We start from the raw sequence: 11,512 nt of genomic DNA, 5'->3' as shown, positions 1-11,512 counted from the left end.
TCACCGTCACCGTCACATCCGTCGCCACATTCGCGTCGATGGATGACGGAGAAAGAGTGACCACCGCTGGAACGATCACCGGCACATCCGCGATGTACGGTTCCCTGTCCGAGGTAGTGACCACAATCCTCGCGGCAACGCCCGGAGTGAGCGTGCCCGGGACCACGGCAAGGTCAATGCTACCGGTCGCGTCCACCGTGCCCGCCGCGATCCAGGTACCGGCCTGCGTCAGACCGACATAGCTCCCGGGAGCGGCCGTAATCGTCACTGCGCTCAGCGTGGTAAAGAGCGTCGGCAGGTGAGAGACAGGATTCGCGTCCGGAACACCCATGTAGGTCGAAAGGCTGGGATCGCCCATCAGGTTGTAGATGTTCCAGTAGTAGTCCGTAAGACTCGACGCCGCTTCCATGACGGCGAGGTTTCCGGAGAAGATGATGGCATCGTTCGTCACATACCAGAGATGCTCCGCTTCGCCGTTGTCGTGGAAGAGGCCGTCATAGGCACCAAGTCCGGTCCCGGCATAGGTCGGGTTGGCTCCGATCGACCCGGAAGGGCACGATCCCACGCCCCACCAGAAGTCCTCGTCCCAGTAGGTGGAGTTGCTTCCTCCGATATAGCCGATGGCGCCCTTGTCGGCAGCCCGAATCCAGGTCTCGGCAAAGCACTCGCCATAATCGTACTCACTGGTGGTGCAGCAGTTCCCCACAGCCATGCAGTACTGGCCGGAGTTCGTCAGTCCGTTGACATCGGACTGCGTGAACGCGGGATCCGCCCAGAGCGTCGTACTGCCGTGCGCCGTATAGTTGATATACGAGACACCGTTGCTGACATCCTGAATGATGGCCGCCCCGCTCGAACCGGAAGCCGGATACAGGTATGTGTGGCTCAGGATTCCGTGGGCCGCGTTGAAGTAGTTGTCCGTCCCGTAGTTGATCTGCCCGTTGCCGTGTATGGGACCGTAGGTTCCATCCACGCCCGCGATCATCACCACTTCGCCCAGATAGCTTGGGTCGGGCATGGTGAACTGGTCGTACATCATCGTCTTGTCGAGAATGGCCTGAAGCTGGCTGCTGTTCGTCGCGGAAAACCGCCCGTAGTACATGTCCGGAACGATGTCCCCGTCCACGGCGCAGTAGGGACGGTCGGTCGCGTCCCCCGCCTCCTGGAAGGTCGGCATCTGCTCCACATCCCCCACGAAGAGGACGAAACTCGGCGCGGGGAGTTCCGGAGTGGCGTTGTTGTACAGCCCGTGCAGCCACGACTGGATGGAGGTGGTCGTGCTTCCAACCTCCGGGGTCCCGAGTACACCCACGACCATGTGGAACCCGCGTTCCGTCTTCCAGTCCACGAAGTCGGCCAGCTGCGCTTCGAACATCGGCGGAGTGACCACAGCCATCGTCACAACATCCGCCACGCGATCCGGATAGGCATCCTGGAACGCCCGCGGTCGCGCTACCTGGCCGTAGACCACATCGAAGAAGGGACTCTCCGTGACCGCGCGACGCTGCGCCGCGGCGTGATGATCCGCTCCCTCGAAGACCACGCGAAACTCAATCGACTCGTGAACACGAAGCCGATTCGCACGCGGCAGGTATTCCACCGGGGCAATCTCGACGCGGCCCAGATCCAAGGCGCGCATGGTCCCCAGGCTCTTGACCTGCACAAGTTCGTGCGTCACCAGATCCGTCTCGTAGGAATCGCGGTCGTACACAAACGGCCACTCGGACGGAGATGCATCCTTCGGCATGCTCGGCTGAGCCGGGAAGACCGGATGAGTGATCCCATGATCTCCCAGGTCCACCTCGCGGCTCTCCACTGAGAGAATCTCAACTCTCGCGACGGAGCCGTGCGGAACCTCGATGAGCCGGTTCATGCGGGGAAGTTCCGGTGCTCCGATGTCGTGGGAAGCGTGGAATCCCGGAATCAGAAGGCGGGTGAAGGCGCCCTCGGGGGTGTCGACATCCAACGCTGAAATCTCGCCCACGCGGACCGAGAATCGCAGCTCGTCCACGCGATCCGACACCGCGTCCATGCGGGTTCCGTCGCCGGACACCTCCAGAGTGCGATGGGCAGCGGTCGCAAAGCTCGCTGAAAAGAGCACGGCCAGTACAGTCAGCCCGCAAGATGCAATGTTCGGGATTCTCATGACAAGGGGGTCCTTTCGTGAAGGCAGCGATCCCGCCGGAGCCGGGAACCGGAACCGACGGACGCAGGGCAGTCCGGGGAGAAGTAGAGAGAGCCAGCGTCCGCAGGACAGGCGCAGGATCCCCCGGACCTCACCGGGAAACAGACCCCTCCATTCTGCCACACTTCCCGGCAAGTCTGGTGCAGAAAAGAACTGGGGGCTAGTTTGAAGGGGACCAGAACGCGGTCGGGGGTCGAACGCCTCTCGGCTGAGCCGGGCGGGGAACACACCCCTTCCCGGGTGAGCCTCCCCGGTCCCACGCAGGTGCGGCCCCGCCGGTATCATCCGGCCGGGCCGCATCCGAACGCACGGAACAGGGCGCTATCGCAATCGAACGATCCGGACCGTCTCCGACCGGGCCGTACCGCCCGGAACCGCGAAGTAGACGCCTGAGGGCACCAGTCGACCATCGCTGGCCCGCCCGTTCCAGGAAGAGATCCCGTTCGTCGGCGCTTCCGTCCGGGCGACCCGCCGTCCCAGCGCGTCCACGATGGTGAAGGGCGTGGCCGTCATCCCGACCCCGCCGATCCGCACCACTTCCGTTCCGCGGAATGGATTCGGCCAGACCGCGAGGGAAGCACCCTCCGCCCAGCCGGTGATTCCCGTCCCGGGTGATCGGGAGTACCGGACGACGGCCAGATCCATATCGGTCGCGAGAGCATAGCTGTATCCGCCAACGAACAGATCACCGTCCGAGCCGAAGGCCACCGCAAACGCCTCATCCGTCATGGAGTCGGCGCCGTTGAACCGCATGACCCACTGTTCCGTGCCGGTCTGGCCGTCCAGACACACCGTGGCCATGTCCCAGCTGGAGCCGGTTCCATCGCTGAATCCGGACACGACCACTTCCCCGCCGGGGCCCACCTCGACTTGCGTCGCCGAATCATACCAGCCGGGAGGGCCGTCATACGACGCCTCCCAGAGAACGCTGCCGGTCGCTCCATCGAACCCGACGATCATGTAGTCCGCCATCGAGACACCACAGACGATGGCGTTCCCGGCGGCGTCGAGGGTCATCCCGCGCGGATCGTCGGATCCGGACGCCGCGCCGTTGTATCGGGTGCTCCAGATGGTGGCGCCCGTACTTCCGTCGAACTTGACGAGCGTGACATCGTAGGAAGTGGCGGACTCCCAGATTCGGTTCGCAACGATGCAATCTCCCGCCGCGTCGATTCCAATCCAGCCCATGCGCCCCTGGGCGTGAACGGCTCCGGGGATCGTCCGCGACCAGAGCACCGACCCGTCTGAGACGCTCACCTTGGCCGTCAGCGTGGAAGCGGTGCCGTCCGAGTTGAAAACGACGCCCGTGGCCACCGGGTTGCCATCCGGCGCAATCTCCACATCCCAGGCGGTGTCGTCGATGCCGTCCGCCCCGTCGATGCGCATGTCCCACATCAAGGCTCCGTTGATCCCGTTGATGCGGGCCATGTAGAAGTCGTCCGTGCCCGTCTCGTTCTGGGCCCGCCCGACCGTGATCACATGGTCCGAGAGGTCCACCGCCATCTTGTATGCGCTTTCGTGCAGGACTCCGGCGGGCGAGATGTGTGAAAACCAGAGAACCTCTCCGGCCTCGGCGTCCGTTTTCAGGACGACGATATCATCGCCGTGGTCTCACCCGGAGCCGCAGCCGAGAAGCGTTCCTCCGGCGAAGAGGCGCCCCCAGCTGTCCCATCCCGTCCCGCAGACCTCGATGCTGGATGTGTCAAACGCGGACTGCCGGATGGTCCACTGAGCGGCACCCGTGGCGCGGTCGTACTTGCGGACGACCATGTCCGCGCCGAGCACTCCGTCGTGGCTGTCTCCGGCGGCAATCGGGTTCCCGGCCGGGTCTACGGCAATCGCGCGGACCACATCGTGGTAGGCGCCGCCGCCGTCGTAGGTGGCGTACCACTCGAGAGCAGGCGCTCCCGAGGCGGTACCGGGCGCCAGGAACCCCAGCATCAGGATAAGGGTGGATCTCCTTGCCATAGACCTGCTCCTTCAAGCGCGAGGAATCCCGGGGGGGAGATCTCTGATCTGAATCCTCGTTCAGTTTACAGGATTCCACCGCGGGACTCCACTTGCGCCCGGCTCCGATTTTCGCCACAATGTCCGGTCTGTGCCCTTCGGGAAAATGTCCCGATCCACAAGAACGCGCTTCAAGGAGCCATCATGCGCATCTGTCGTGCTCTCGCACCCTTCTGCCTCGCCATCGTCGCAGCCTTCCTTGTCTCCGGTCCGTCCGGCGCCTGCAAGATCGAGGGCGTGACCATCGTCGGTGAAAATGCCTGTCTCCACACCGCCATGGACACCCCCGGGAAGCCCGCATCCGCCTGTGCCAGCGATTGCGCCCAGATCCTGAAGGTGGCCAGCATGGCCACGACCGACGGGGTCGCCCTGGATCAGTTCAACGGCTGGAAACTCCACTACGCGGGCACGACTGCCGCTTCGGACGGTCTGGTGGTCGTCGAGGGCAGCTTCTGTCCGACGCTCCGGGTCGTGGACGCCACCTCTTCCCGTGCGGCCAGCAAGGAAGAGTCCGCCACAGCGGGTACGGTTCTGGCCGCCGCCTCCGACGACTGCGACATGATGGGCACCGTGGCCTGCGCCGTCGCGATGAAGCAGGGAAACTGCCCCACCGCCTCCGCGGCGGCCTCGGGCAAGTCCTGCGGCATGTCCGGCGCGGCGACGAAGAAGGCACCCAAGAAGGGCGGATGCTGCCCGTCGAAGAAAGCCGCCGCGAAGAAGTCGTCCTGCGGCGCCTCGAAGGGAACCCACTAGGCGGGATCTCGCCGCTGTCGGCCGCGCGAGCGGAATACGGGGGGGGTCGGCGTCTGGCGTCGACCCCCTTCTGCTGTTCGCGAGCCGCCCCACTCTTGCTAGACTGCCCCGTGAGCCAACCCCCTCACCCGCACGCGGGAGTCCACCGATGGCGAAGAAGACGATCGACGCGCTCCTCCACGAGAACCGGACCTTCCTCCCGCCTCCCGAGCTTGCGGAGAATGCCGTCGTCTCCGACCCGGCGGTCTACGAAACCGCCCGGGACTCCGAGGCGTTCTGGGCGGAACAGGCCGCCTCATTCGAGTGGTCCTCGCCGTGGGAGAAGGTGCTGGACTGGGACTGCCCCTGGGCGAAGTGGTTCGTTGGCGGGAAGCTCAACATCACGGTGAACTGTCTGGATCGCCATGTCCGAACCTGGCGGCGCAACAAAGCCGCATTCATCTGGGAGGGCGAACCGGGCGATCAGCGGGTTCTCACCTACGCCGATCTGCTTCGCGAAGTGTCGCGCTTCGCAAATGTCCTGAAGTCACTGGGCGTCGGCAAGGGTGATCGAGTCACCATCTATCTCGGCATGGTCCCGGAGCTTCCCATTGCGATGCTCGCGTGCGCACGCATCGGGGCCGCCCATTCGGTGATCTTCGGCGGCTTCAGCCCTGAGTCGATTCGCGAGCGCGTGATCGATTCCGATTCAAAGGTCGTCGTGACGGCGGACGGTGGATGGCGCCGCGGGAACATCGTTCCGCTCAAACGCAACACGGATGAAGCGCTGGAACAATGCCCCGGAGTAGAGCATGTCGTCGTGGTGCGCCGAATCGGAGACGCCGCGAACGCCCCCATGCACGAAGGACGCGATCACTGGTGGCACGACCTCATGGCCGCCGCCGGATCAAAGTGCGCTCCCGAGGTCATGGACGCGGAGGACTTGCTCTACATCCTCTACACATCCGGCACGACCGGCAAACCGAAGGGGATCGCACACACGACCGGCGGGTACATGGTGGGGACCGCCGTCACACACCGCTGGGTCTTCGATCTCCGCGAAGAAGATGTGTACTGGTGCACGGCGGACATCGGATGGGTGACCGGCCACAGCTACATTGTGTACGGACCGCTTGCCAACGGCGCGACCGGGGTCATGTACGAAGGTTCACCGGACTGGCCTCGCAAGGATCGCTTCTGGGAGATCGTCGAAAAGTACGGAGTCTCCATCTTCTACACCGCTCCGACCGCCATTCGCACATTCATGCGCTGGGGAGACGAGCACCCGAAGCGACACGACCTCTCCTCGCTACGGCTTCTGGGGTCGGTCGGTGAGCCGATCAATCCGGAAGCCTGGATGTGGTACCACCGCACGATCGGTCGCGAGAAGTGCGCCATCGTGGACACCTGGTGGCAGACGGAGACCGGCATGATCATGATCACCCCGCTCCCCGGAATCACCACCACGCGCCCGGGGTCCGCCACATTCCCCTTCCCCGGAATCGAGCCGGATGTCGTGGATGAGAACGGAAAGAGCGTTCCGCTGGGAGACGCCGGGTATCTCGTGCTGCGAAAGCCGTGGCCTGCCATGCTCCGCACCATCCATGGCGACCCGGACCGTTACCGGGAAGTCTACTGGTCGCGCTTCCCGGGGATGTACTTCACCGGTGACGGCTGCAAGCGCGATCGCGACGGCTATTACTGGCTGATGGGACGCGTGGACGACATCATGCTCGTGTCGGGACACAATATCAGCACCACGGAAGTGGAGTCCGCGCTCGTAGACCATGCGGATGTGGCGGAAGCGGCAGTGGTGGGTCGAACGCACCCCGTCAAGGGACAGGCGATCGCCGCGTTCGTCACTTTGCGTGGCAAGGTGGAGACATCGAAGGAGGAGATGGACGAGATCCGGGGGCATGTCGCGGAGAAGATCGGCGCGCTCGCCCGGCCGGATGAGATCTACGCAACGGCGGAACTCCCGAAGACACGAAGCGGGAAGATCATGCGGCGGCTCCTTCGTGACATCGCCGAAGGGCGCACGCTGGGAGACACCACGACGCTTGCGGATCCGGCCGTCGTGCGAAAACTCCGCGATCAGTACGAGACGGACGAGGGCTGATGCCGGAACTTCGCCCCCGCCCCTTCGAGGCACTCGTAACACGCGCTTTTCAGGAACCGGCGGAGCGCGGCTCTCTCTTCGATCTCCCGGCGGAGAAGTTCCACCGGGGGACAGCCGGGCTGGATCTATCCGTCCACTTCCACGGACACCGTGCATCGACTCCGCTGGGACCCGCGGCCGGCCCGCACACCCAGATGGCGCAGAACATGGTGTTGGCGTGGGCAGGCGGATGCCGCATCCTGGAGTTGAAAACCGTTCAGATCAACGATCGCCTCACCATCCCGCGCCCGTGCATCGACATGCGGACCGTGGGATACAACATCGAGTGGTCGCAGGAGCTCCGCCTGTCGGAATCTCTCGAGGAGTATGTCAAAGGCGCGCTCCTCATTCAGATGCTCTCCGAAAGCGGCGCGCTCTCGCTCCCGGCCGGACAGGGCGACACGGTGTACGACATGAGCGTGGGGTACGATCTCGCGGGCATCCGCTCCGCCCCCGTGCGTCGCTTCCTTGACGGGATGAAAGACGCATCGGCCGTCGTCGCTCGTCTTGTGAAGGAGACACCGCGCGCCTTTCACCGCTTTCTTCCGGACCCTCTCCCCACATGCATCTCGGACACGCTGACGCTGAGCACATTCCACGGGTGCCCCCCGGATGAGATCGAGAGCATTGTCGACTTTCTGCTGCGCGAACACGAACTGCACTGCGTGGTGAAGTTCAACCCCACGCTCCTCGGCCGGGATGAGACGAACCGCCTCCTTCACGATGTGATGGGCTACCGGGACATCCGAGTACCGCCGGGTGCCTTTAGCAAGGACACGACCTGGAACGACATGACGCAGATGGTGGAGCGTCTGTCCGCCACGGCTTCATCCCTTGAGTTGGGCTTCGGGGTCAAGTTCACGAACACACTCCTTGTCGAGAACTCCGCGGGGTTTCTCCCTGCGGAGACTCCCGAGGCTTATCTCTCCGGTGCGCCGCTGCATGTTCTCGCCATGGAGATTGTGCGTCGATTCCGCGACCACTTCGGGCCCGGCATTCCGGTGTCCTTTTCGGGCGGGATTGACCGCGCGAACTTCGCGGATGCGGTATCGCTGGGTCTGGTGCCGGTCACGGTCTGCACCGACCTCCTTCGACCGGGAGGATACGCTCGCGCCTCCGGGTACCTGCGCGAACTGGAGACGCGCATGGAGGCTGCTGGCGCCCGGTCCATCGACGAGTTTGTCCGCGGCGAGGCCGGAGATTGCCCGCGCGACGAGGCCGTACTTCGGAACACGCGGGAGTACACGAAGAGGGCGGCGGCGGATCCGCGCTACCGAAAGGAACAAAACGCGAAGCCGCCACGAAAGATCGGAAGCGTGCTGCACCTCTTCGACTGCATCAACTGCGACAAGTGCCTGCCCGCTTGCCCGAACGCCGCCAACTTCGTCTTTGAGTTGCCTGCCGAACCGGTCCCGACCGGAGTGCTTCGAGCGACAAGCACCGGATGGGAACTCATCCCGGGCGAACCTCTCCCGGTGGAGAAGGCCAATCAGATCGGGAACTTCGCGGATCTCTGCAACGACTGCGGAAACTGCGATGTGTTCTGTCCCGAGGATGGCGGGCCGTATCTGGCAAAGCCCCGGTTCTTCGGAAGCGCGGAGGCGTTCGCGGAAGCGGCCCCCGCCGACGGGTTTCACGCAGTGGGGGTTTCGGGAGACCCGGGGGGTGGCGGGATCCGCGTGCGAGCTCGTATCGCCGGGCAGGAAGTCCTCGTGGAGGTGAACCCCGAAGGCGCGCTCTACGAGGGAACGGGGTTCGCGCTGCGATTTGACCCGCGTGATATCGCGGGGACGGTCTCCGGTCATGCGGCGGGCGAAGTGGACCTTCGGCCATTCCATCTGGTGGTGAGAATCTCCGAAGCGGTCCTCCGCGGCGGGGCTTCGAACTGGATCGCGACCGGGACGGCTTGACAACCCGCCGGGTCGGATGTGTATTCACGGGTTCCCCCGCGATGAGCGCGGGGTATCCACGCAATCGGAGACTGCCATGACGCTCCCTGACGCCGCTGCCATCGCAAGGCTTGCCGAAGAGTACACCCCTGACATGGTCCGGTTTCTGCGCGACATGATCGCCATTCCGTCCGAGAGCGCGGATGAGCGCGCGGTGGTGGAGCGCGTGCGGCAGGAAATGGAGAGCGTCGGGTTCGATGAGATCCGTATCGACGGAATGGGCAACATCCTCGGCCGGATCGGCTCCGGAAAGCGCGTTCTGGCAATGGATGCGCACCTGGACACGGTCGGCGTGGGAGATCCCTCCACATGGACGCGCGATCCCTACCGGGGGGAGCTTCGCGATGGCACGGTCTATGGACGCGGGGCGGGAGATCAGGAAGGCGGAATGGCCTCCATGGTCCACGGGGCGCGGATCATCCGCGAACTCGGTCTGGACGGCGACTACCAGTTGTGGATTACCGGCACGGTGCTGGAAGAGGACTGCGACGGACTCTGCTGGCAGTACATTCTCCGCGAGAAAGTGCTGGAGCCGGAGGTCGTGGTGATCACGGAACCCACGCTGCTGGGTGTGTACCGCGGGCATCGGGGCAGAATGGAGATGGAAGTTCGCACTCAGGGCCTTTCCTGCCACGGGTCCGCGCCGGAACGCGGGGTGAACGCGGTGTACCACATGGCGCCGATCATCGCGGACATCGAGAAGCTGAACGAGGATCTTGCCGCGACCGCGGACCCCTTTCTCGGCAAAGGCACCGTGACCATTTCCGACATCCGTTCCACTTCGCCTTCGCTGTGCGCCGTGGCCGACAGTTGCACCATCCATCTCGACCGTCGCCTTACGCGCGGTGAGACACTGGAGAGCGCGGTCGCCGAGATCGAGAGCCTCCCCGGGGTCGCGGCATCAGGGGCGGTCGTCACCGTGCTGGAGTATGCGCGGGAGGCCTACACCGGCCTCACCTATCCCACGAAGAAGTACTATCCCACCTGGGTGCTGGAGGAGGATGACCCGGTCATCGTCGCGGCCGCACAGGCGGCAAGGTCCGTCCTCGGCGCAGAACCTGTCATCGACAAGTGGGGTTTTTCGACCAACGGGATCGCCACGCGCGGTCTTTTCGGCGTCCCGACATTCGGATTCGGCCCCGGCGACGAGGCGCACGCACACAGCCCCGAAGATCAGTGCCCGGTGGAACACCTCACGAAAGCGGCCGCATTCTACGCAACCTTCCCGCTCGTGTATCTCGACACCGTACCCGCATAACGCAGGAGGACCCCGTGACCCACAACGACATCCGCCCGCTCATCGGATCCATGGAGACGCTGGAGAACCGCCTCCACGACGGGGACTTCCTGCGAACCTGGGATGTGGACGACGACTCACTGGGGAGCGTCCTGCTCGGCGCGGAAATCCTGCGCGATCTCCACCGGGCGAACATCTCGGCGCGGTTCTTTGACACCGGCCTCGCCCTCTCCATCTTCCGGGACAAGTCCACACGCACGCGCTATTCCTTCCGGTCCGGCGCGAATCTTCTCGGGCTCATGACGGAAGAACTCGACGAGGGAACTTCGCAGATTGCGCACGGGGAGACCGTGCGTGAGACGGCAACGATGATATCGTTTCTCACAGAGACCATCGGCATCCGCGACGACATGTTCCTGGGCGAGGGACACGCCTACATGAAGGAAGTCGCGGAAGCCGTGGAAGAGAGTCGGCGCGAGGGCGTGCTGGCACAGCGGCCTTCGGTGATCAACCTCCAGTGCGATCTGGACCACCCGACGCAGAGCCTGTCCGACCTTCGGCACCTCATGGAGACCTTCGGCGGATTGGACGAACTGCGCGGGAAGCGAATCGCCATGACCTGGGCCTACTCGCCCAGTTACGGAAAGCCGCTGTCGGTCCCGCAAGGTGTCGTGTCTCTCATGACGCGCTTCGGAATGGATGTCGTCCTGGCGCACCCGGAAGGATACGGCCTCGTAGAGGAACCGCTGGACGCCGCGCGCCGGGGCGCCGCGGCAAACGGGGGCGCCTTCTCGGTGGTCCACTCCATGGACGAAGCGTTTGAAGGTGCGGACATCGTCTACCCCAAGAGCTGGGCGCCGGTTCGCGTCATGCACGAAAGGACCCGACTCCTCCGCGCCGGGGAAACGAACGCGCTGAAGGAACTCGAACGGGAGTGCCTTGCCGAGAATGCGCGTTTCCAGGACTGGGAGTGCACCGAAGAGAAGATGGCACGCACGAAGAACGGTCAGGCCTCCTACATGCACTGTCTGCCCGCGGACATCACGGGCGTGAGTTGCGAGTCGGGAGAAGTGTCGGAGTCGGTGTTCGAGAAAGCCCGGCTCGGCACCTATCAGGAGGCGGCGCACAAGCCGTTCGTGATCGCGTCGATGATCCTGCACACGCGTTTCGCGGATCCCGCCGCCGCTCTGGGCCGCTGTCTGGATCGGGGAATCGTCCGCCGCTAGCAGGACCTCGGCCCGGGA

The 11,512-nt window shown here is 64.4% G+C and carries 8 protein-coding genes; 5 read left to right on the top strand and 3 right to left on the bottom strand.

Going from position 1 to position 11,512, the window contains the following annotated elements:
* The 3 genes from QF819_02645 to QF819_02635 all read right to left on the bottom strand — a co-directional run.
* Nucleotides 1–2,146: C25 family cysteine peptidase (locus QF819_02645; GenBank protein MDP6802060.1), on the bottom strand; the 2,146-nt coding region annotated here is incomplete at its 3' end.
* A 360-nt stretch (nt 2,147–2,506) separates the two neighbouring features.
* A complete protein-coding gene (locus QF819_02640; GenBank protein ID MDP6802059.1) occupies nt 2,507–3,688 on the bottom strand; it encodes a PQQ-binding-like beta-propeller repeat protein in 1,182 nt (393 codons plus the stop codon).
* A 108-nt stretch (nt 3,689–3,796) separates the two neighbouring features.
* Nucleotides 3,797–4,153 carry a hypothetical protein gene (locus tag QF819_02635; GenBank protein MDP6802058.1) on the bottom strand — a complete coding sequence of 119 codons (357 nt, stop codon included), beginning with the start codon at nt 4,151–4,153 and terminating at the stop codon, nt 3,797–3,799.
* Between the two features lie 183 nt (nt 4,154–4,336).
* On the opposite strand from QF819_02635, the gene QF819_02630 reads away from it, so the two are divergent.
* The 5 genes from QF819_02630 (at nt 4,337) to ygeW (ending at nt 11,494) form a co-directional block, all read left to right on the top strand.
* Nucleotides 4,337–4,945, top strand: coding sequence for a hypothetical protein (locus tag QF819_02630; GenBank protein ID MDP6802057.1), 609 nt, complete (start codon nt 4,337–4,339; stop codon nt 4,943–4,945).
* Nucleotides 4,946–5,093: 148 nt separating this feature from the next.
* Nucleotides 5,094–7,043 (top strand): acetate--CoA ligase, encoded by a 1,950-nt coding sequence (gene acs / locus QF819_02625; GenBank protein MDP6802056.1) that lies wholly within the window; start codon nt 5,094–5,096, stop codon nt 7,041–7,043.
* Complete coding sequence (locus QF819_02620; protein ID MDP6802055.1) at nt 7,043–8,992, top strand: glutamate synthase; 1,950 nt, start codon at nt 7,043–7,045, stop codon at nt 8,990–8,992. Before acs ends, QF819_02620 begins: the two co-directional genes overlap by 1 nt.
* A 76-nt stretch (nt 8,993–9,068) precedes the next feature.
* Nucleotides 9,069–10,289 (top strand): YgeY family selenium metabolism-linked hydrolase, encoded by a 1,221-nt coding sequence (locus QF819_02615; GenBank protein MDP6802054.1) that lies wholly within the window; start codon nt 9,069–9,071, stop codon nt 10,287–10,289.
* Between the two features lie 14 nt (nt 10,290–10,303).
* On the top strand, nt 10,304–11,494 hold the full coding sequence (ygeW, locus tag QF819_02610) for a knotted carbamoyltransferase YgeW (GenBank protein MDP6802053.1): 1,191 nt from the start codon (nt 10,304–10,306) through the stop codon (nt 11,492–11,494).
* Nucleotides 11,495–11,512 lie beyond the last annotated feature (18 nt).

Source organism: Gemmatimonadota bacterium (assembly GCA_030747075.1).
GTDB lineage: Bacteria > ARS69 > ARS69 > ARS69 > ARS69 > ARS69.
Note: the sequence above shows the minus strand (reverse complement) of the source record. Positions and strands in the feature narration are given on the sequence as shown.